We start from the raw sequence: 22,012 nt of genomic DNA, 5'->3' as shown, positions 1-22,012 counted from the left end.
AGGTATTCTTGCGTGGAATGCGTTTAATGCAGAGACGATTGCATCAGTCGCACTAATTCTGCTTTGTTATGCACATTGAGTTTTTGATACATAGAACGGATATGATGCCGAACTGTGTTGGGTGCGATGTCGAGTTCTCTGGCGATCATTTTGTAAGTCATGCCTTCATTCATTAGTCTGGCAACACTCATTTCCCGGCTGGACAAATGGTCTGCCTGATCTCTTAGTCTGGCCTGAAGCAATAAGAGCCCGCCTATGCGATCAAGGCTGATTGAGATGTGTTGACCAGAGAATTCAGACTGGCACCACTCCTGAGGCAACTGCGGACCTTTCCAGTCTGGAATTTCCTGCAATATGAGTTGAGTGAATGAAGGCTCAGACATTTGCAGAATACCTTTGTTATCGCAAATGGCGAACGCCACTCTCTGAGGATTGACGGATTCACGAAGGTTGTACAAAGTCCGAAGCTGATTGGTTGCCATTGCAGAAACAAGATGGGGCATCAGGCAACTAAGAAGCGCAATATCCTGTTGAGTGAAATCCGGTTCATGACGTTGCCGGTAAAGAGCCAGGTGATCACAAAGCTGAGTAACGGGATCAATCGCGATAACACAAAGCAGTTGATCAATATGATGATTTTCCCCTAACTGCTTGAGCTCTGCTGGTGTTTCATCGTCAGAAAAATCAATGATGATGGCTTTTCCCGGAGCGTCGAATACTCGCTCAACCGTGATGTCATTTTCACGCATCGCTTTCCATTCTGTCAGGTATGCGTCAGTCAGGTTTTTTAGATGAGTACTGTGCAGGTGAGGTCCGTCATTATGAATGGAGGCTCTTCCCCACCAGGCACTTGAATGCGGCAAATGCAGTTCAATTTCTTCCAAAACGTTACGCTGGAAATCCTCCAGACTGGAGTGACGGGCGATATCGTAGATCGCAAGGAGCGTTTCACTAAAGGCGGTAAGATGACAATCTTTTAACTCAGAATTGTTCGCCATTTTTTGACTCCTTACCCAGACAATTTTCGATGTTTAGTTAGAAACTTTGTTTAACATTTTGTTTACACTAGCACGTAAGAAAATTGCACACTATCGTTCAAATGTAGGATGCCTTTTCTTGTCTCTTTAGCATGGTTTTCTGTGCGGTCGGAGCTCAAATTTTTCAAGATTTAATTTGATAGTAATCAATTTCTTATTCACTTTAAGTGAAATTTTCCTCAATCTTCTCTCTCAAGCTCAGTCTATTGACTATACTGTTTTAGCGGTTGTGAACAGTTTGATTGGGAAATAGGGAGAGGTTTCTATGCTGGCTAGACATTTAGATTGTGCTCTGAACGATGTGTCTCATTCCAAGGCACACATTGAAGTTAACCCGATTGGTACGGTGGCAGTAGAAATTAAAGAAAGCCACCAGAGCCTGAAAACTGAATTTGATTCATTGCGATTCGAACGTAAAGGAAATGTTACGGAGTTGGTTGGGCAAACTCCTAACGCAAGAACGGGCAAAACGTGGCGGCTACCACTTTGCCACCGTGACGCACGAGTTCTTCAGGAATGCATTGATGATGCAACGGAAGAGTTCGAAATCCTGATGCGCGATCTCTAACAACGTCATTTATTCTCTATGTTTGGAGCACTTCGGTGCTCCTTTTTTATGCCCATTTTTCAGCAAGCTTCCTTTTTCTGTCTCTGATGTAGTTTAGAAATTCTAAACAACTGGTCACTTTTCTTAGCTTTTTTCCCATTCTTCGATACGCAAAGATAAATGCAATGTTAACGGTTTATTAACAAGTTGCCTGTGAGGAAGCGAGCACTGAGTGTTCAGTGGCAAATCGCACAGGGCGTATTCCAGCCGTTAGCTTTGTATTCAAAGTAAGGACAACGAAAAAATGGAATCTAAACAAGCAGATATTCAAGCGTTAGAGCATCGTGCATACAAGATTCGGCGCAATGCGCTCCGAATGGGGCAGGTGCAGGGGCAAGGTTACATTGCGCAGGCGCTGGGCTTTTCCGATGTGTTGGCGGTGTGTTATTTCCACGCGCTCAACTATCAGGCAGATAACCCAGAATGGGAAGGAAGAGACCGACTTTATCTGTCTATCGGTCACTACGCCATTGCGCTTTATGCGGCGATGATTGAAGCCGATATTCTTCCAGAAAATGAGCTGGAAACGTATGGATGTGATGACAGCCGAATGCCGATGTCGGGCATGGCAGCGTACACACCCGGAATGGAAATAACAGGCGGGTCACTTGGGCATGGGCTAGGCATTGCGGTAGGGGCTGCGCTTGGCTTGAAACGAAAACAGTCCGAGTCGTTTATCTACAACCTCCTGTCCGACGGGGAACTTGGGGAAGGCTCCACCTGGGAGGCTGCCATGTCCGCATCGCATCATAAACTCGACAACATTATCGCTGTGGTCGACTTTAACAACCAGCAGGCTGATGGTCCGTCTCAGGACATGCTTTGCTCTGAGCCTCTTGATGACAAGTGGCGCGCATTTGGCTGGCATGTTCAGCGTATTGATGGCAACGATCTTTCCGAAGTGATCAAAGCGTTCGATACTGCGCGCAATCTGGATGCTGCACAGCCCAGAGTGATTATCTGCAATACCAAAATGGCCAAAGGCGTGCCGTTTTTGGAGCAACGTGAAAGGAATCACTTCCTGCGTGTGGAAGCAGATGAGTGGGATAAAGCCATCGAGATTTTGGATGCAGGGAGAGCATAATGAGAAAGTCCAAGTACGAACCAAGAACACCTGCACCTGCTGGTGAAAGGCAACGCACCTCGGCGATGATAGCGTCGCTGGCGGCGGAAGGTATGCCAACCATCGCTGCGCCATTTGGCCATGCTCTGAATGAGGTGGCGAAAAATAATGACAAAATTGTCGGGCTGACAGCGGATCTGTCCAAATACACCGATCTGCACGTTTTTGCCAAAGAAAACCCAGACCGTTTTTACCAGATGGGCATGGCGGAGCAGGTGATGATTTCCGCGGCGGCGGGGCTTGCGAGGGAAGGATTTACACCTTTTGCCACGACCTATGCCGTATTTGCTTCACGCCGAGCTTACGACTTTATCTGCATGGCGATTGCGGAAGAATCGCTGAACGTGAAAATCGTCTGTGCGCTGCCGGGGCTGACGACAGGATACGGTCCAAGCCATCAGGCGACAGAAGACATTGCGATATTCCGTGGTCTGCCAAATCTGACCATTGTGGATCCTTGTGATGCCACTGAAATTCAGCAGGCGACCCATGCCATCGCCGAATATCAGGGGCCGGTTTACATGCGTTTGCTGCGCGGGCAGGTGCCGGATGTCCTCAGTGAATACGGTTACCAGTTTGAACTGGGCAAAGCCAAAACCATTATCGATGGGAGCGATGTGCTCTTTATTTCGACCGGTCTGATGACCATGCGTGTGCTGGAAGCTGCCAAGCAATTGAAACAAGACAACGTTTCCTGTGGCGTATTGCATGTGCCAACCATTAAGCCGTTGGACGTTGAAACCATTAAGCGCGAAGCCAGTAAATCCGGGCGATTGGTGGTGATCGCAGAAAACCATAGCCGGGTCGGTGGTTTAGGTGAAGCCGTGATGAGTGAATTACTGCTCAATGGTATTCACGCTCCATGCCGACAAATCGCATTGCCAGATGCTTTTCTGGATGCGGGGGCTTTGCCAAGCCTGCATGATCAGTATGGCTTGTCGGTTTCGCGAATTGTTTCGCAGGTCAAAGACTGGTTAGGTGACTGATATGACGGCACAGGTTTCATTAATCGGGCTTGGCTCCATGGGACAAGGCATGGCACGCAACATTATCGGCAGCGGTATTGCATTGCGTGGATATGATGTATCTCCTGACGCACTCACGCGCTTTCAGTCTATCGGTGGCTCTCCCTGTTCTTCTGTTTCTGACGCTGCTGAGTATTGCGATCTGTTGGTGCTGATGGTGGTGAATGCGGCTCAGGCAGAAGAAGTCCTGTTTGCTCAGGGCGCAGCCAAAAACATGGCAAAAAATGGGGTGGTGATGCTGTGCTCTACGGTCTCGCCATCCGACACTCGCAAAATAGCGGCTCAGCTCACCTCTTACAATCTGGTGTTATTAGATGCGCCAGTATCTGGCGGAAAAGTGGGGGCAGACTCAGGCACATTAACCGTCATGGCATCAGGGTGTGAGCACGCATTCCAGCAGGCAGATGGTGTGTTAAATGCCATCAGCAAAAAAGTGCATCAACTTGGTATTGATCCCGGAATGGCCTCCACCTACAAAGTGGTGCATCAACTGGCGGCTGGCGTGCATCTCGTTACTGCGGCAGAGCTGATTGCCCTAGGAGCGAAAGCTGGGTGCGATGTAAAAACCTTGTTTGATATTGTGTCGACGTCAGCGGGGAACAGCTGGATGTTCAGTGACCGTGTGCCTCACATGCTGGATGAAGACTTCACACCTCGCTCCATGGTGGACATTTTTGTCAAAGACTTGGATTTGGTACTGCAAACCGGAAAAGATCTTCAGGCGGCTCTGCCATTGAGTTCTGCTGCACATCAAATGCTGGTGGCCGCTTCTGGGATGGGTCATGGCAAGCTCGACGATTCTGCTGTGGTGAAAGTATATGAAGCCTTGATGGACCATTCGCTCAACTCAGCTCAAAACTCGGAGGTGAAGTCTTGAAACGCATCGTATTTCTTGACCGGGACACCATAGGACCTGGCGTTGAAATGACCAAACCCAGCTTTGAGCACCAGTGGGTTGAGTATGGAAAGTCGCGTCAGGATCAGGTTGTTGAGCGCTTAGTCGACGCCGATATTGTTGTGACCAATAAAGTGCCCATTCGTGAGGAAGCCCTTGCGCAGCTTCCCCGCTTAAAAATGGTGGCGGTGGCAGCAACGGGCTACGACGTAATTGACCTTGATGCCTGCAAAGCCCGAGGCATCACGGTTGCCAATGTCCGCGGTTACGCAGTGAATACCGTTCCCGAGCACACTTTTTCACTGATTTTGGCTCTGAGACGCAGCTTGGTCGGATACCGTCAGGATGTGATTGATGGCGAATGGCAAAAGAGCGAGCAGTTTTGCTTTTTTAACCATGATATTCAGGATTTGGCGAACTCAAGACTTGGCATTATTGGCTCTGGTGCGATAGGACAAGCTGTGGCAAAAATCGGTCGTGCGATGGGCATGGAAGTGGTGTTTGCTGAACGCAAAGGGTCGGAAATGTGCCGGGAAGGCTATCTGCCATTTGGGGAAGTCATTGAAACCAGTGATGTGATTTCTCTGCACGCGCCGTTAACACCAAATACACGGGATATGATCAGCGAAAAGGAGCTGACATGGATGAAACCGTCGGCGATCTTGGTCAATGCATCACGTGGCGGGCTGATTAATGAGTCCGCGTTGGTGAAGGCGATCAAAGACAAGCAGATTGCTGCTGTCGGCTTGGATGTGCTGACTCAGGAGCCACCTCGCAACGATCACCCTATCTTCGAAATTGCCTCATTACCCAATGTGATAGTGACACCGCATACGGCTTGGGCATCTCTGGCAGCGATGCAGGAGGTGTGGCGACAGGTTATCGATAACATCGAAGGGCATGTCGAAGGTCGTTTCACGGGGAATGAAATTTAAGTGTCGTCAACACCCATAACTCTCTCTGCTCCGGTTTAGTTTGATATTACCTCAGGCTGAAAAGGAGCAGAGCCAGTGACCCCAAGTGTTGCCAGTATGCTTTGTTTTTCGGATTCATGCTGGCTGGCTTCGCTCTCTATCCACTGGACGAAGCGTTTCACTGAGGTGTGATTGAGGTAGCGAGCCGGACAGATGAGCCAGTAGGTTTCAAAATCCAGGGTGCCAAGGTCGGGAAACAGTGGAACCAGAGTGCCGGACTTTAACTCTTCCATTGCCAGAGTTGCGGTTTCCAGTACCACGCCCAACCCGTCTTTGGCAGCTTGTAAGGACATAGAAGAACGATCAAATCGCAATCCGTGAAGGTCATCAACATCGGCAATTTTTTTTGCCTGTAACCAATGTCGCCACGTTACTTCTGCCTTTACCGTGTGGATCAGGCTGCTGCTGGCGAGCAGTTCACTCGGTGATTCCCCTTGATTTTTCTGCGCAAACTCAGGGCTGCACATCGGCAACACGCGATCTGTAATTAACGACTGACTGTAAAGGGTTGGGGGCGGAGCAAGACCATAGCGAATCTCTAGATCGACTTTTTCTTTGTCGAAGTCCGTCAGCTCAGAGGTCGCATCAATGTGCAAATCCATATCGGGGTTCGACTGCACGTAATGCGACAGTCTTTTGCTGAGCCATCGGACTCCGAAACTGGCGGAAACGCGGATCATCAGGCGTTGGTATTCCCGTTGGTTCGTTAGCCGTATCTGAGCATCTTTGATCATTCGAATCGATCCGGAAGCCGCGTGGTAAAAGCGCTCTCCCTGTTCCGTCAGAATCAGACGTTTCTTGACCCGGCGAAACAGCATCACGCCCATTTGCTCTTCCAAGGTTTTTATCTGCTGGCTCACTGCTGAAGGGGAAACCTGCAGTTCTTCAGCCGCCAGATTCACACGCGAATGCCGGGCGACGGCTTCGAAATACATCACGGCATTCATGTTTAAGTGTCTCGACATACCCATCTCTTTTAAGAATTTCTTAACTGATTCTGGATGAAAAAGGTAAAAATGTTAAGTATAAGTTAATATATGGTTAATATATTGATGTTGATAAGGCATGGGTGCAGGGGTGTAATAAACAGTGCAATACCGAGAGTTTTCTCGTGATAAAGAAACCGCCTGTGGCGCTCATGAATAAGGAAATTATTATGAAATCCAAGATTTTAGGACTTGCAATGGCTTGCAGCGTAGCGATCAGTGGCTATGTTCAGGCAGACGACATCGTTATCGGTACTAACGGTAAACCGGGGAACCCACGTGTAACCAGTGCACAAATGTTTGGAGACTTGCTGCATCAGGCGTCACGCGGCAAATACAACGTGAAAGTTGCCCACTCCGCCACACTCGGAGATGACCGCCAAATGCTGAAATCTGTTCGTCTGGGGACCATGCAAATCACGGTGAACTCGGATGGTCCTGTGGCTGAAATTGTGCCGGAGCTGAGTGCATTTGGTTTGCCTTACCTGTTCTCTAGCCTGCCTCAGGCTTGGGAAGTTCTGGACGGTCCTATCGGTGAGCGAATTGCCGAGAAGCTTGAGAAAAAAGGCTACATCGTACTGGCTTGGTGGGATAACGGTATTCGTAAAATCACCCACGTGAAAAAAGCCATCAAGCATCCCGACGACATTAAAGGCATGAAAATCCGTACGCCACAAAGTCAGGTAACGATTGATGCGTTTACTGCGTTAGGTGCCAACCCAGCACCACTGGCGTTCTCTGAATTACCTGCGGCTCTGCAATCTGGTGTATTTGAAGGGCAGGAAAACCCACTGGCGAATATCTACTCTTCTAAGCTTCATGAGCTGACGCCTTACATCGCTAAATCCAACCACAAATATGAAATGGCGCCGATTCTGGCTTCGAAAAAGTGGTGGGATAAGCTGAGTGCGGATGACAAAGCCATGATCCAGAACGCGATGAATGCCGCCACCTGGTACAACCGTGGTTCGTTCCTGATTGATGATGCAAGACTGGAACAAACACTTACGGCAGAAGGCGCTAAGCTAAATGAAGTAGATACTCAGGCTTTCAAAGATGCAACCAAAGGTGTGTACACCAAGTGGGAGCAGAAGATTGGCGATATTGTACCGCAAATTCAGAAAGCCGCTGCGGATGCTGAGGTTAGTAAGTGAAACAATCTGAAGTAAAGGCGCTGCTTACAGCGCCTCCTTGTTCGGGGTGGTTAAGCCCCGTTGTTCAAAAAGTGGATACCCTGATTCGATACTTGTGTGCGTTGACCTTGTGGGTGTCCTTTGTGGTGATGCTGGCGCCTACGTTTTTCAACGCCGTACTGAGATACGCCACAGACTCCAGCCTGAACTGGTCGGTAGAAATCATTCAACTGGTGTTTCCGTGGTTCATCATGGCGGGCGCAGTGCTGGCGGCGCAACATGGCAGACACATCGGTGTATCGTTTATTTTGACTGTCTGTTCTCCCAGAGTCGCTAAGGTCATGACGCTTATCGTCCAACAGCTCATTTTGGTTGGGTGTATTACGGTCGGGTATGTCTATTTAGGCTTCGGTGAGTTTGAAGGAGGTATGGCATTTGCCGCTGGTGACGTCGCATTCACCTCACTGGGTGTTGCGCAGTCATGGAGTTACCTCGCTCTTTTGGTTGGTTATGCATTGATAGGGCTGACTGCACTGACGACGTTTTATCGCATTCTTGTCGACAGTGATTTGAATTTCGAAAGTACGGATATTTCATAAGGAAGTGAATTATGTCTTCAACGGCTGCCATTGCGTTTGTTTGTCTGTTGTTACTGGCGACCCCCGTCGCACACGCGCTGCTTTTGGCAAGCGGGCTGACTATGATGCTCGACGAGCCTCTTTATTTGTTCGAAGCCATCCTTAATTTGTATCAACCGACATCCAGTTTCCCAATGCTGGCGATCCCGTTTTTCATCTTGGCGGGCGATATTATGATGTCTGGTCGTTTTGGTGAGTACCTGATCAAGTTTTCTAAAATGCTGGTGGGCGGCATGAAAGGCGGTCTGTCACAGGTGAGCGTACTTGGTTCATTGTTTTTTGGCGGCGTATCCGGTAGCGCGGTGGCAGATGCGTCGGCTATGGGTAATGCGCTGATTCCTGTTCAGAAGAAACAAGGTTACCCACAAGGCTTCTCGGCGGCGGTCAACGCTTCTTCATCAACGATTTCAGTACTGATTCCACCATCCATTCCTTTGATTTTGTATGGTTTAGTCACGGAAACGTCGATCCCTAAACTGTTTCTGGCGGGCATTGTACCCGGCGTGATGCTGACGGTTCTGATTTTCCTGATTTGTTTTGCTGTCGCCCAAGTAAGAAACCTCCCTCGTTCACCTCTGGAAGAGGATGGGCAGAGCATGACCATTGATGGCAAAGTCGTTCGCAATAAGAGCAACTGGGTGAAAGCGATTCCGGCGTTAATGATGCCAATTTTGGTGGTGATTCTGGCACGTGGTGGCGTGGTCACGCCAACGGAAATCAGTGTATTTGCCGTGGTGTATGCGTTAATCGTTGGTACATTAATCTACCGAGACCTAACGCTGGATGTGTTGCTGCGATGCGTGCTAACCACGGGTATGATGACCGGGGTAATTATGCTGGTCATTATGGGGTCGAGCGTCCTTCAGTGGATCATGTCTTTCGAAAGTGTGCCAGAGAATCTGGCTAATTGGATGCTCAGTACTCTGCAATCGCCCTGGGCGATCATTCTAGGCATGAACCTGCTCATGATTCTGATAGGTACGTTCCTTGATTTGCCTGCCGCTGTCTTGCTGCTTGCACCTATCTTTATGACGGTAGCCGCTAAAATCGGTCTGGAGCCCATACAGCTCGGAGTGATGATGGTGGTGAACCTGGCGATTGGTTTATACACGCCACCAGTCGGGACCACGCTGTTTGTCTCCGTCGCCATAGAGCGGGTGCCGATGGGCAAAGTTGTTGTTCATCTGTTGCCATTCTATCTCGTTGCTTTATTCGTGTTGGCGTTGGTCAGCTTTGTACCTGGACTGACTTCTTGGGTCCTTTAAGCATTCCATATCATGACGAGCACAGGTGGATTTGATACTATCGGCGCATAAATCAAATCAACCTGTGCCTGTTTTATGAGTAACGCTTCTTTCCTTCAAGAAATGCAAATCGATCAATGGCAGCTTCGCCATCCTGAAAGGCTGGAAGGTGTGAGCGTTGCAACTGTGGCTCTGCCTGAGCAGTGCCGCTTACTTCTGCTTTCTCCAGTACAGCCCAATCAAGAAGAAGTTGCGTTTCTTATCAAGGTGTTGGGCAGCTTTAGCCTCACCATTGATGACGCGTTTTTTCTTTCGCCAGAGCATCAGAATCGAGTCGAGTTAACTCACGTTGAATGGGTGTGGTTCTGTCAGTGTCCACCTTCTGAGCTTGCAGATGTAAAGGTATTACACTCTCCGGCGCTTTCTTTGGTCGAATCGGAGACAGAGCACAAACGGGCGCTCTGGAAGCAAATCAAATCTTATGAATAAAACCCCAATCTTATGAATCAAACCATAGTGCCACTTCAAGCCGAGCATTTAGACTCGGTGTGGGCAATCGAACAAACTGCACATTCCCACCCATGGAAAGAGTCCATGATTCGCGACCTCAATTCACGTGGAGCTTGTCATCACGCTCTGCTGGTTGACGGAGTATTGGTGGGGTATTTTTACGCTCAGCATGTTGTTGGGGAAGTGACATTACTGAATATCGCGGTTGCCCCAGAGCATCAGGGAAAGGGCTTTGGCAGAGTGTTACTGAACGCTTTTCTAGAGCAATGCGAAGCGATGAAGGCAGAAAGCGCCTGGCTGGAAGTACGGGCAAGTAATCAAGGCGCTTTCGCTTTGTACGAGTCTGAAGGCTTCAATGAAGTCGACAGACGCATCAATTACTACCCGACAGCAACAGGCAAAGAAGACGCCATCATCATGAGCTACCTGTTTCTGTCGTTTTAAGCGTTCTTTTTAGAAGGCTTGAGCTCTTTCTGGATGCGGTCTTTGTATTGCGGATTTCGCATCCTCTCTTCCATCCCCTGTGCGTCTAACGGTTTATCAAAGAAATACCCCTGAAACTGCTCACAGCCCAATGAAGTCAGTGCTTTGAGCTCCTCTGGAACTTCCACACCTTCTGCTATGACTTCCAGCCCCAGACGCTCCGACATCAAAATGATGGAGTCCACAATTGCCGTATCATTCTGATTCAGATGCAGTTCCGTTACGAAAGATCGGTCGATTTTCAGTACATCCAGTGACAGCCTTTTCAGGTACTTCAGAGATGAATAACCCGTGCCGAAATCATCAATGGCGATCTTAAATCCACGCTGTTTCAGCTGTGCCATTTTGACTACGCAGGTATCAATGTTCTTCAAAAGCATATTTTCGGTCAGCTCAAGCTCGATATCCTGTGGGGATATGCCCGAGCGTTCAACTGCACCTGTTACGTCTTCAACGAAGTTTGCCTGAGAAAACTGCAACGGGCTGATGTTTATCGCAAGCCGGTTGAAGCTCTCCGGTACAATATCGTTCTCTTTCCAGTGTGCCATTTGCAGGCAAGCCTGTTCCAGAATCCAGGCTCCCATAGGGATAATTTGCCCGGTTTCTTCCGCTATCGACATAAAGGTATCCGGCGGCACGATTCCCTGTTCCGGATGGTTCCAGCGAATGAGAGCTTCAGCACCGACAAGCTCGCCGTTACGGTTCACCTGAGGCTGATAGAAAAGTTCGAACTGATTCTGGTTGAGTGCTTCGTGCAGACCTTTTTCAATCGACAGAAAAGAGTCCACCAGCTTGCGCATTTCTGGCTCGTAGACTTTGTAAGTATTACTGCCCGCGGATTTAGCGCGATACAGTGCGGTGTCAGCCTGACGAAGCAATTCCAGTGCGCTGGTGTCTGGATCTGGAAAGGTGGTGATCCCCACGCTGATACTGCAATACAGGTGGTGAGATTCCACCACATACGGAGAACTGGCGAGAGACAGTATGTCTTTGGCGTGCAGTTCTGCCTGCGTTAAGGTGACATTCGGCATCAAAATCGCAAATTCATCCCCACCGATTCTGGCAAACAGATGAATCGGGTCGAGCAGTTTCTGCATTCGCAGTGAAACAGCCTGAAGCAGTTGATCCCCAATGGCGTGACCAAGAGAGTCGTTAATGGTTTTGAATCGGTCGAGGTCAAGATACAGCAAGGCACCGGACTCACTGGTCCGATACGATTTGTTCAGAGATTCATCCAGCCTGTCGAGCAGGTGCTTTCGGTTGGGTAAGCCAGTTAATCCGTCGTAATACGCCAGATTGTGAATTTGCACTTCTGCTTGTTTACGGCGAGAAATATCACGGGCCTGAACCAGAAACATTTGAGCGTCGTTCATGGTCAGCTCAATAGCGGTGGCTTCTACAGGGAAGGTTTCCCCTTCTTTTTTTCTGTGAATGGCTTCGAATAACGTGGGTTGGGTATCAGAGGTTTGCTTAACCTTGAAGTCCAGATAGTCGACCGAATAGCTCACACTGATGGTTACAGCAGGTGAGTTAAGTAGCTCTTCCCGATCATAGCCCAGCAAAAAACAGGCATTCAGATTAACGTGAGTGATTTTGCCCTCACGGTTTATCAGCAGAAGGGCATCGCTGGAGTTGTCCATGATGGTACTGGCGAAGTGTTCACTTTTTTCCAGCGCTTCAATATTCTCATTCAGCTGAGAAGTGACCAGCTCTCGTTCGTTCCACATGATCTCAAAGGACTGCGCAAGCTGACCGAGTTCGTCGTTGCGAAGCGCGCCCGGGAGTTTTTGCTGAGCGCCCTGAAACTGTAGGGAACGCACCCAGTAAGTCAGGTCGGTCAGTGGTTTGGACAGCTTTTTGTAAAAGAAGACCATTAAGATGCTGGCTAGAATCACGTTACGTAGCAGGTCGAACATCAACAGAGATTTGGCGCGTTCAAGAAAACCACTGGCAGAGGCAATTCCATTCACGGTAAAGCTAAGAATACCCACAGCCTGCTGAGTTCCGGGTTGGTGCAGCTCCATGGTATAAACTCGCTCCTGAGCGAACAACCACTCAGCCAGAGCAAGATTTAATTGGCTTTGTTTATGAAAGGTGCGGGATTCTTCCGCCAGAATGTCGTCAAAATCATCGGTGATGATCACGTGCCGAATGGCTTTGTCATCCATAATGCTGTCAGCAACCTGTCGAGCCAGCAAAGAGCTCACGTGATAAGCCGCCTGGCTGGCATTTTCGTAGTTTTGTTCCAGCTTCAAATTGTATTTGGCAACGATCTTTTCGCGCTCGCGGTGAAAGTCGAGCACGATTTGATAAAAGCTGAACAACAGCCCCAAAGCTACGGCAACCAGAAAAACGGTTTTTGTCTGGCGGGTGGCGAGTGACTTTCTAGACTGATGCTGCAAATCTTCTTCCTTGACGTTATTGGTGTTCTTATTTTTTGTTTTTATTGTATTGTGCGAGATCCTGATTAAACCTCGTCATAATAGATTCTGCATTTCGCATCTTTTTTCCCAAACACATATGCAGTGTGATGGGTGGTCTTTCTTCAAACAATACGACTTTCAGCTTATTGCCGAGTTGAGCTTGTTTGGCAAAATACGTAATGCTCTCAGTACCGCTGTAAATCGCATCGAAGTTTCGCATCAAAAGCATATCCAGTGCCTGAGGAATGGAGTTGGCCTGAGCATGGGCAATACCATGATTATTTAGCTCGGTCTGAGTGTTCCATTTGTGGATCGCGATGAGTTTTAACCCGCGTAGATCTTCAATGCTTTTAGGTGGGGGAATATTAGAGTCGTTCTTGACGATGAGCCCGTTATTGATTTCATTGATGGGCTGCGAGAACAACATATATTTAGCTCTATAGTTGTTTTTTGTACAGCTCACTAAGCCGTCGATTTTCCCATGCTCTACGCTCTTTAGTGCCCTGGACCAAGGGGGATTCAGTATGTAAGCGTGGGTATTTTGCATGGCAAACACTGCTCGGACCAACTGGGCGTCGGTGCCGTTTATTTCACCGTGTTTGCTGACCACGGTATACGGTGGGTAATGAATGGCAGCCAGAGAAAGTTCTTTGGAAATAACAGGTAATGAAAAAAACATCACGAAGAAAAAAACTCGCAACTGGTCCTTGAGCATGATGTCTTTCTTCCTGATTGTTATAGAAGCGTGAAGTTTAGATTTTAGAGTGTTTACAACATATGTGAATGATAAATATCACAAATACCCTAAATCTTTTACAAAATAGTACTCAGGAAGATCTTTGCCAAACCTATTATCTTAGTATGAAGTGCCCTTACTACTTTTCTCATTTATTAAAAAGCTCAAAAATAAGACTCTTCGTCGAACTTCAATTGCTCCTGACGTGTCTGCGCAATATTCGGGGCTTTTCTGCCTGAACGGCAGGGTGATTACGAAAGCCCCAAAGCCTCTCTCTTGCCTGTCTGCCAGTCTGTTCAATATCAACCACAGGGAACGGATAATTTTTAGGGAGTGACACCCCATACATGAGTTCTTCCATTGGTGTAAGCATCCATGGGGTATGAATGAGTTCATTGGGGAGCGGGGCGAGTTCGGGAACCCATTGGCGAATAAAAGAGCCTTCCGGATCGTGTTCCTGAGATTGTTTTACCGGGTTGTAGATTCTTATGGTGTTCGTGCCCGTAATGCCAGCCTGCATCTGAAACTGGGGGTAATGAATCCCGGGTTCAAAATCTAGAAATAACCGGGCAAGGTGATGCACCCCTGTTTTCCAGTCGATATTCAGGTGATGGCAGAGGAAGCTGACCAGCATTGAACGCATCCGAAAATTGAGATAACCCGTCTGGGTCAGGCAACGCATGCAGGCATCTACCATTGGGTAACCCGTCTTTCCTTGTTGCCACCGAAGCAGGTGATGTGCGGTTTCGCTGTCTTCTCGGTAGGGAAATAGTTCATACCCTCGGTTAACGGGACGAAATTCCATCTGAGACTCACTTTCAAATTTCTGAATGAAGTGGCAGTGCCAGTGAAAGCGAGAAGCCAAAGCGCTTAATGCCCGTCTCCACCCGGTGGTATTCCAGTGGGCAAGCAAATGCTGATAAGCCTGACGTAAGCTGAGATTGCCCCATGCGAGATAGGGAGAAAGGCGAGAGCAGCTCTGTTGCGCGAGCTCAGGTTTGGAAATGTGCCGGTGATACTGCTTTCCCCGAGACTCATAAAACGAATCCATCACTGCATTTGCCGCACTTGGCCCACCAGCCTGCATATCATCCACGGGCTTTTTCCAGCTTTCAGGAATGCGGAGGCTTGAGGCTGGCAGTGTCACCGGAACCCAACGTTGAAATTCGGGAGTGATAAGTGTCGCTCTCATCACTTTCTGCCAGTTTTTATCCCAGTCATCTCTGTGTGACGCTGCGCGAATTACTCCAGCGTAGGGTGTTTCGTGCCATTGAATGTCGAGAGACTGGCACCATTTCGCGACGTATCTGTCTCGTTCAAAAGTTCGACTTATTCCAACTTCTTCATGGGAATACAAACCTGCTATGGGGTGCTGCTGATGGATATTTTGAAAAACATCCAGCACGTTGCCGAACGCTACTTCGACTTTACCGCCATATTGAGCAAGCTGTTGGTTGATGTCTTCAATGCTCTGCCACACAAATCGCCAGTGCCTTTCATCGTAATGCGGGTCGTTAAGCAAAATGGGTTCAAACACGTAAAGAAAACAGGTAGGCAACCCTGATTGAATGGCATCGGCTATCGGTGCGTGGTCGTTCAGGCGCAAATCTCTTTTGAACCAGACTATATTGATGGCAGACATTTCTTCACCCCCTCAGAAAACCGTTTTGTTTCTACGCAGCGATAAGCGAAGAAGATCATTGTGTTAGCGTTTGTATTGTGTGGGGCAATAAGCGCGGGTGACATCAGGTGAGCGCAGTTTCTGATGCTTGGTTTTCCTGCCGGAGACTCGCTTTCTCCACAAACGAAAAGAAGAGGCTTGGAGGTTTCGCCGCATAAACGCGATCAACTGTTTCTCATTGATGTCGTAGGTTTTAAAGATGACGTCGAAGGTGGTTCTGTCTTCCCACGCCATCTCGATGAGTCTGGAGGTGTCTGCCTCGTTTAATGCGTTGAGAGTATGTATTGGTTTCATTCGTTTCTCGGGGCTTAAAATCAAATTGGTTACGGTCAGCAAAGAAATTTCGATCACCGAGCCAATCCGCAGAGGGCGAAAATACGTAAATCAAATAAACAGTCACATTGGTTTAAAAGAATTATGTCGAATGCTGTGTATTGGTTTACTAACGATCTGAGAATAGAAGATAACCCCGCTCTGATTCGTGCTCTGCAGACGGAAAACACCTTACACTGTCTGTATTGCCTTGACCCCCGTTCCCTAAAACCAGGTAGGTACAGTACAAAACCCATCGGAGAGAAACGGCTGAGTTTCTTATTGCAATCTCTGGCTGAACTAGACGAAACGCTCCGAGCATTTGGTCAACACCTGCATGTGTATCTGGAAAATCCGGACGACCTGTTTTGCCGCCTTTATCAGCAGTATTCGGTTCGTCGGGTGCACCACAGTGTGAATGCGGGGCTATACGAAAAGGCATTTTTTAGCAGAGTCTCGCAGCGTTCTGATGTGGTTCTAAATGCATCGCACAGCCACACTCTGTTTAATCCCGAATCGTTGCCATTCGATTTGTGTGATCTGCCTGAAACCTTTTCCAAATTTAGAAAACTGGTCGAGAAAGAGAAGCGACGACTCGTTGCCCCGATGCTTCCCCCAACTTCGTGGCCAGAGCCTTTGTGTGCCAACAGTTCGGAATGGAAAACTCAGTTGGAAACGAATACTGGCTCGGAAGCGTTCTCCGGCGGGTGTAAATCGGCACTGCGTCATTTGGATAGCTATTTTTCTACCGATAATGCAAGCCGCTACAAAGAGACTCGTAATGCTCTGGACGACTGGTCTTCGTCTACAAAATTTTCACCATGGCTTGCCAATGGATCGCTATCCCCTAATCTGGTGCTGTGGTTGCTCAAGCAATATGAATCGACCAGCGGAGCAAATGATTCGACCTATTGGATTGAGTTTGAACTTCTGTGGCGAGAATACTTCCAATGGTATGCCCACAAACAAGGTGCTCATCTTTTCCGCTTTGAGGGCATTCGTGGTCAAAAGCCTTTGACGACGTTTTACCCCAGCCGATTTAAGCAATGGTGTCAGGGAGAAACACCTTACCCAATCGTGAATGCCTGCATGAAGCAACTTAACGATACTGGCTATATGTCCAACCGCGGTCGTCAGCTGGTTGCCAGTTGTCTGGTTCATGAGCTGCAACTTGACTGGCGCTATGGTGCTGCTTATTTTGAACAACAATTAGTGGATTACGATGTGGCTTCAAACTGGGGGAACTGGCAATACTTGGCGGGGGTAGGAGCGGACCCTCGTGGTAACCGACAATTCAATCTGGAAAAACAGACTTTAATGTACGATCCAAACCGAGAATTCATTCATCGCTGGAATGGAGAGGCAGGCACAGAGCTGAGTGGAGAATCGGTCGATTATGTCGACTGGCCGATCGTGCCTTCTGTGAATGAGAAAGCATAGGTCACAGACTCTAGTATGACTCACAAGAAACCGTATCTGGCAGAAAAAATCTGCCTGACATGCCAGCGACCCTTTACATGGCGAAAAAAGTGGGAGAAGAACTGGGATGAAGTGAAGTATTGTTCCCATCGGTGCAGGCGACAAAAAAATCGATAACAGTTCATACCAGTTAGTGTCCTGCATGGGTGATTTAATTCAGAATAAGTGAGACAAGACCCTACAAGGGCTAACGTTATTTCTCGGAGACTGGCTGTCTAAAAACAAAATCAATAAAAATGAGATTTATTATCATTTGATGTAGAAAGTCCCTTCCGCGACAACAGGAAGGAAAATTTCATGGACAAAGTCCTCAGCCGAACGCTTATATCTTCTGCGATATTAGGTTCTTCCCTTGCCCTGACCGGATGTGGTTCAGGCTCCGACAATTCCGTCGACTCAACTACCGGACCAAAACAGTCGGTTGCCGGTGTGGTTTCTGACCCAGCAATTGCCAACGCAAAAGTGACCCTGTTTAATCAGTCGGGTATTGCGCTGGCAACAGCGACGACGAATCAGGTTGGTCGTTTTACTCTGGAATTCGATGGTTCTCTTAATCCAAATGATCTGTACCTTTCTGCTACAGAAGGTAAAGACACACAAACCGGGTTGTCGTTCAAAGGGATTAAATTATCAGCACCTATCAAGGCATTTGCTGACAATTCCAAGCTGGTGGTTTCTCCATTAACAACACTTCTTGGCAGCACGCTTGAAGCTGGCGAACTCCAAAGTTTAATAAACAAGCTAGGCAACACAGAACTGCTACTGGATCCGGCAAGTAAATCCGAGCTGCAGAAACTCGCATTCAAAATCACATTACTTCTGAAATCCGGAGTGCCTTATTCACAAATTGTGGCGGGTCTGGATGAAGTTTCTGGTCTTTCACTGTCTGATCTGGATGTGATTTTAAAAGACAGGGAAGCAACTAAGCACAAGTTGGAAAGCGTATATCAAGGTATTGAGACCGCAAACAGCGAACTTGTGACAACGTTCATTAAAGCCAACATTCGCTCTACGATTTTAGATATTGCAAATATCACGATTGATCCAGCTTCTCCACTGCCAGAAGTTGTAGAAAGAAATATTACCGCACTTGTTGAACACTTCTTATCTCTTGCTGTAGCAAATAGCAGAGTCACACTTCAGCCAGAAGAAATATTGGCTTCTATAAAGTTCGGTATAGATCCTAGTGAAAAGCGTTTGACGTTATCGAGTTTGAGTAAAGAAACGTTTGATGTGACGAAGTTTCCATTTATATCTCTGGATACAGACACCACTGCAAACAACAACTTGAGCCTGATGTATTACACGGTGCCTAATTCAGTCACCAACAACAAACAGCTTATCGTTCATAACACCGACAATAATACGCAAAGTGTTGTGAAAACCAATGTGATAACGGGTAACCGCGCATTTATCTTCAACGGTGAGCGACAAGGCGGAAAAACAGTCTTCCATTCTCGCGCTTATGGTATCGTTCTTGACCCTGATACTCATCAGGAAACCCGCACCGCAAAAGACTACATGGGGAAAGATTACGAGTACCAATTCTCGTTTGATAACGCACTTTTGTCTTATGACGTTAATAGACCTTCTCAAGACTGGACCATTTTCGACTCAAGCATGATTCCTGCTGCGATAACAGACCGCGTAAATGTGGTCGGAAAGTCCTTCCGTGTGGTGGATAATCTGAATGACAAGTTTAACTCTTATGTTCAGGTAACGGCATTTGAATCTTTGGCGGATCCACTTCGTGGTGAGTTGTCTAAGGACAAGTTACATGCCGAACTGACGGTCAGATTGTCTGATGGTAAGGCAACGACAGGTCGCCCGCTGACCATTCTGACTAACAACCAAGGTAAGACAGACAAAGTACTGGTAAGCCATGAAGCTCCGCATACCGCATCTACCTATCCTTCAGGTCATGACGATAGACGTTACCTAAAAATGTGCGATACGCATTTGGAGAACTGTCGTTCAATAGCTGATGGTGATTTTTACCACACGGCCACTAATAACACGCACGTATACTTTACTAAGCATGGCAGCAACAAGTTCTATGCTTTGGACAAGGTCACTGAAACCTTTACCGAAGTAACAGGAGCAACTTACCCAGCCGTGTTTGATTCTGAGCACCATCTCATCAGTTCAGATGGTCACGGCGCTGGTGTAATCCTAAATAACTTTACTGCTTTGTCAGGTATTACAACTCGTCTTCAGCAGGGAGATAATGCGTTTGCTGCGATCAACTACGATCTAGACATCGACACACCGATCGACACCATTTTCAAAGGTACGCCATATGCTATGGCGCTCAATATGCACAAGAATGGTCAGGTAGTGAAGTTTACTGGTACAGAGGCGGTAAAACTATTTGATACCGGTGATGGTATTGATCAAGGGAACAACTCATACGGTGAAGCCATTGGTGGACATATCAACCTGATTACCGCCGAGCATGGTCGTGTATACCTTGAAATTGCAAGTTACGACGGTATTCCGGGTGGTGGTTCCTGTACGCCAGATCGTGGATTTGGTTGTTTCAACCTAGATTACGGCTACGTATTTGATTCATCGAATGGCAGCAAAGCGATGGATGGTCTTCTCGCCAGTAAGCGAAATATTAAATACTTTGTTGCACGCCGTTTACCTCCTTTCAGCATCAATGGCGTACTTTACGTCAACATCCTGAAACAGCCAGGCGGATGGGGTGTTGGCCATCAATACACCTTATACGGCTTCAATACGGAAACTCAGAAGAAAGTGTCTGAAACGGTTGGTCGAAGCTACTTTACTTTGTCTGCTCGCTACGACGACGGACGCATAGAAGGGCAAGTTCTGGCCTGGGACGCTGTGACTGGTGAGCTTAAAAACCTGACAACCGATACTGTCATTGACGCCAATATTGCTGATCATGCGCCTGGATCTCCTGTCCAGTCAGTACTTGGTGCTGGATCTGGTTTACCTATTGCCGGGCTGGGAACAGCCTTCGGATTACGAGTAGATCCTGGTCGACACCAGTGGTTTATGGTGGCAGGACAGGCAGATAAACCTGGCAGTGTAGACACCATCGACCAACTTCCATTTGCATCCTGGCTGTACTACTAAGTCACTAACCCTAATTATCTAGCCTCCCTCGGGAGGCTTTTCTCTTGGATTGAATAAATGAAGTATGTAATTCCACTTTTTTTATTGTCTGTGCCTCCTACTGCTCTGGCGAACAGCGACGAGTCTGTCGAGAAGGTAACCGTTGTGGGAACCGCAGCTCCAAACGATGATACGTGGACCAAAAACACAGAAGTGTTTGAGCAAAGCTTTTCTTCTGAGTACATCGGCAGACAAGAGTTGGATGAGAAATCCGCTGGTGATATTAAGGATGCACTGCGCAGTGTGTCTAATGTTCGGGTAACCGATCAGGGAGCATTTTCCAAACAGGTCAGCATCCGCGGGTTATCCGGAGAGCGAGTCCTTTATGTGGTTGATGGGGTGAAAATCTCGAATCAGGGTATGACGCACAGTGGGGGTGGAGAAGGAAACCTGAACGACATTAACACCGTGGAGTCCATTGAAGTCATCAAAGGCAGCCCGGCTGTCATTTTTGACCCGGGTGCTTCCGGGGGTATTGTTAACATCAATACTTTGCAGGACAACACTGAAGATCATCTTAAGGGACAGCTTAAGTTTGGTTATGACGAAGGGTATGAAAAAACATCTCAACATGCGGGTGTTTCAACCGCATACAACGGTTTTGGGTTGCGATTGTCTGGTAGCAAAAACGTCGCCAAAGGTTACAAAGTTGCCGACAAAGGCAAGCTAGATAAAACGTTAGAAGACAGTAATCTGATTCAGGAGAGGGAAGGGGATAACCAGATTCTCGATCTTGGATACAAAGACAAAGCCGCAGCGTTGAATGTATTTTACGATGGCGGACAGCTTGGTCGTATAGATGCTTCTTATGCCAACTATCAGGGCGAAGACATTAATTTCACTCATGGCTCTAGCGCTAGTGTATTAAGAACGGATGAACTAAAACGCGACAGCATCAGTGTGACCTATCGGCTGCCTCAACTTTATCGCTTTGAAAACCTGATTGTTTCGTACAACCGAAGTGAAATCAATTCGGTGACCAATACGGTGGAAAACACCTTAACGAGCGACACTTTTGGTCTTCGTGCCGAGCTTAACTGGCTGGGGGGAGATCATATCTTTGGCGGAGAGCTGATCAAAGATACGGCAGACAATAAAGTCAGTGCCTCGCAGGATTATTACGCGGCATTCTGGTCGTCGAACTGGTACTTCGGTGACCTGACCGTTACGCCGGGTATCCGTTTCAATCACTGGAAAATCAATAAGACCTTTCGAAAAGGTGAAAACAAAGAACTTCGCTGTCAATTAGAAGGGTTACTTGGATGTTTGCCAGAGCAGACAGACTCAACACCAACCTATTCGTTGGGGGCGGTTTACTCGCTTACACCCAATCAAAATGTAACGGTTAACTACGCGAAAACTCATCGCCAACCGAGTGTTTACGAACGCGTTGCGTTTGATCACTTCAGAGGGTGTTTTGATAACTGTGAAGCAGAAAGCGCTGATAACTATGAACTGGCGTGGAAATACCTGAGTGACGACTTATTTGTGTCTGCGGCGATTTTCCAGAATGATTTCTCATCTTTTATCAATACAAAAGAAAAAGAGCAATTAAGAATCAGGCAGCTTTAGAACTGTGTAT

The 22,012-nt window shown here is 47.7% G+C and carries 20 protein-coding genes; 14 read left to right on the top strand and 6 right to left on the bottom strand.

Annotated features, from left to right (window positions below; translation table 11 throughout):
• Nucleotides 1-23 precede the first annotated feature (23 nt).
• Nucleotides 24-998 (bottom strand): helix-turn-helix domain-containing protein, encoded by a 975-nt coding sequence (locus RH89_RS22970; RefSeq protein WP_004407190.1) that lies wholly within the window; start codon nt 996-998, stop codon nt 24-26.
• A 304-nt stretch (nt 999-1,302) separates the two neighbouring features.
• Here RH89_RS22970 and RH89_RS22965 point away from each other — a divergent pair, with 304 nt between their 5' ends.
• The 5 genes from RH89_RS22965 to RH89_RS22945 all read left to right on the top strand — a co-directional run bounded on the left by RH89_RS22965 (nt 1,303) and on the right by RH89_RS22945 (nt 5,622).
• Complete coding sequence (locus tag RH89_RS22965) at nt 1,303-1,605, top strand: hypothetical protein (protein WP_004407188.1); 303 nt, start codon at nt 1,303-1,305, stop codon at nt 1,603-1,605.
• A gap of 283 nt (nt 1,606-1,888) precedes the next feature.
• On the top strand, nt 1,889-2,728 hold the full coding sequence (locus RH89_RS22960) for a transketolase (protein WP_004407186.1): 840 nt from the start codon (nt 1,889-1,891) through the stop codon (nt 2,726-2,728).
• Nucleotides 2,728-3,753 carry a transketolase family protein gene (locus RH89_RS22955; protein WP_004407180.1) on the top strand — a complete coding sequence of 342 codons (1,026 nt, stop codon included), beginning with the start codon at nt 2,728-2,730 and terminating at the stop codon, nt 3,751-3,753. The genes RH89_RS22960 and RH89_RS22955 overlap by 1 nt, the downstream gene beginning before the upstream one ends.
• Nucleotide 3,754: 1 nt before the next feature.
• Nucleotides 3,755-4,669 (top strand): L-threonate dehydrogenase, encoded by a 915-nt coding sequence (gene ltnD, locus RH89_RS22950; RefSeq protein ID WP_004407179.1) that lies wholly within the window; start codon nt 3,755-3,757, stop codon nt 4,667-4,669.
• A gap of 47 nt (nt 4,670-4,716) precedes the next feature.
• The gene (locus RH89_RS22945) at nt 4,717-5,622 is read left to right on the top strand and encodes a D-2-hydroxyacid dehydrogenase (protein ID WP_050811573.1); all 906 of its coding nucleotides are present in this window, start codon (nt 4,717-4,719) and stop codon (nt 5,620-5,622) included.
• Between the two features lie 35 nt (nt 5,623-5,657).
• On the opposite strand, the gene RH89_RS22940 is transcribed toward RH89_RS22945, so the two are convergent.
• Complete coding sequence (locus RH89_RS22940) at nt 5,658-6,626, bottom strand: LysR substrate-binding domain-containing protein (RefSeq protein ID WP_004407175.1); 969 nt, start codon at nt 6,624-6,626, stop codon at nt 5,658-5,660.
• 191 nt (nt 6,627-6,817) lie between these two features.
• Between RH89_RS22940 and RH89_RS22935 the strand changes: the two genes are divergently transcribed.
• From RH89_RS22935 to rimI, 5 genes are all read left to right on the top strand, one after another.
• On the top strand, nt 6,818-7,801 hold the full coding sequence (locus RH89_RS22935; RefSeq protein WP_004407173.1) for a TRAP transporter substrate-binding protein: 984 nt from the start codon (nt 6,818-6,820) through the stop codon (nt 7,799-7,801).
• Entirely contained in the window at nt 7,798-8,379 is a 582-nt protein-coding gene (locus tag RH89_RS22930) for a TRAP transporter small permease (RefSeq protein ID WP_004407171.1), read from the top strand. Before RH89_RS22935 ends, RH89_RS22930 begins: the two co-directional genes overlap by 4 nt.
• Before the next feature lie 11 nt (nt 8,380-8,390).
• Nucleotides 8,391-9,683 carry a TRAP transporter large permease gene (locus tag RH89_RS22925; RefSeq protein WP_004407169.1) on the top strand — a complete coding sequence of 431 codons (1,293 nt, stop codon included), beginning with the start codon at nt 8,391-8,393 and terminating at the stop codon, nt 9,681-9,683.
• Between the two features lie 75 nt (nt 9,684-9,758).
• Complete coding sequence (locus RH89_RS22920) at nt 9,759-10,151, top strand: DNA polymerase III subunit psi (RefSeq protein WP_038147090.1); 393 nt, start codon at nt 9,759-9,761, stop codon at nt 10,149-10,151.
• A 12-nt stretch (nt 10,152-10,163) separates the two neighbouring features.
• Nucleotides 10,164-10,616 carry a ribosomal protein S18-alanine N-acetyltransferase gene (rimI, locus tag RH89_RS22915; RefSeq protein ID WP_004407164.1) on the top strand — a complete coding sequence of 151 codons (453 nt, stop codon included), beginning with the start codon at nt 10,164-10,166 and terminating at the stop codon, nt 10,614-10,616.
• On the opposite strand, the gene RH89_RS22910 is transcribed toward rimI, so the two are convergent.
• From RH89_RS22910 to RH89_RS22895, 4 genes are all read right to left on the bottom strand, one after another.
• Nucleotides 10,613-13,057, bottom strand: a complete 2,445-nt coding sequence (locus tag RH89_RS22910) for a putative bifunctional diguanylate cyclase/phosphodiesterase (protein WP_004407161.1) — start codon at nt 13,055-13,057, stop codon at nt 10,613-10,615. The two genes, rimI and RH89_RS22910, sit on opposite strands and share 4 nt — an antisense overlap.
• 28 nt (nt 13,058-13,085) lie before the next feature.
• The gene (locus tag RH89_RS22905) at nt 13,086-13,793 is read right to left on the bottom strand and encodes a substrate-binding periplasmic protein (protein ID WP_004407159.1); all 708 of its coding nucleotides are present in this window, start codon (nt 13,791-13,793) and stop codon (nt 13,086-13,088) included.
• A 211-nt stretch (nt 13,794-14,004) separates the two neighbouring features.
• Complete coding sequence (locus RH89_RS22900) at nt 14,005-15,456, bottom strand: cryptochrome/deoxyribodipyrimidine photo-lyase family protein (protein WP_004407157.1); 1,452 nt, start codon at nt 15,454-15,456, stop codon at nt 14,005-14,007.
• Nucleotides 15,457-15,519: 63 nt separating this feature from the next.
• Nucleotides 15,520-15,789, bottom strand: coding sequence for a TIGR03643 family protein (locus tag RH89_RS22895; protein WP_022612122.1), 270 nt, complete (start codon nt 15,787-15,789; stop codon nt 15,520-15,522).
• A 123-nt stretch (nt 15,790-15,912) separates the two neighbouring features.
• Here RH89_RS22895 and RH89_RS22890 point away from each other — a divergent pair, with 123 nt between their 5' ends.
• The 4 genes from RH89_RS22890 to RH89_RS22880 all read left to right on the top strand — a co-directional run bounded on the left by RH89_RS22890 (nt 15,913) and on the right by RH89_RS22880 (nt 22,002).
• Nucleotides 15,913-17,247 (top strand): DASH family cryptochrome, encoded by a 1,335-nt coding sequence (locus RH89_RS22890; RefSeq protein WP_004407154.1) that lies wholly within the window; start codon nt 15,913-15,915, stop codon nt 17,245-17,247.
• A 15-nt stretch (nt 17,248-17,262) separates the two neighbouring features.
• A complete protein-coding gene (locus RH89_RS29355; protein ID WP_004407152.1) occupies nt 17,263-17,403 on the top strand; it encodes a DUF2256 domain-containing protein in 141 nt (46 codons plus the stop codon).
• Between the two features lie 180 nt (nt 17,404-17,583).
• On the top strand, nt 17,584-20,391 hold the full coding sequence (locus RH89_RS22885) for a carboxypeptidase-like regulatory domain-containing protein (RefSeq protein WP_004407150.1): 2,808 nt from the start codon (nt 17,584-17,586) through the stop codon (nt 20,389-20,391).
• Nucleotides 20,392-20,448: 57 nt separating this feature from the next.
• Complete coding sequence (locus RH89_RS22880; protein WP_004407148.1) at nt 20,449-22,002, top strand: TonB-dependent receptor plug domain-containing protein; 1,554 nt, start codon at nt 20,449-20,451, stop codon at nt 22,000-22,002.
• Nucleotides 22,003-22,012 lie beyond the last annotated feature (10 nt).

This window comes from Vibrio nigripulchritudo ATCC 27043 (assembly GCF_000222685.1).
Classification (GTDB): Bacteria; Pseudomonadota; Gammaproteobacteria; order Enterobacterales; family Vibrionaceae; genus Vibrio; species Vibrio nigripulchritudo.
The sequence above is the reverse complement of the archived record's forward strand: the minus strand, read 5'-3'. Positions and strand labels throughout refer to the sequence as shown.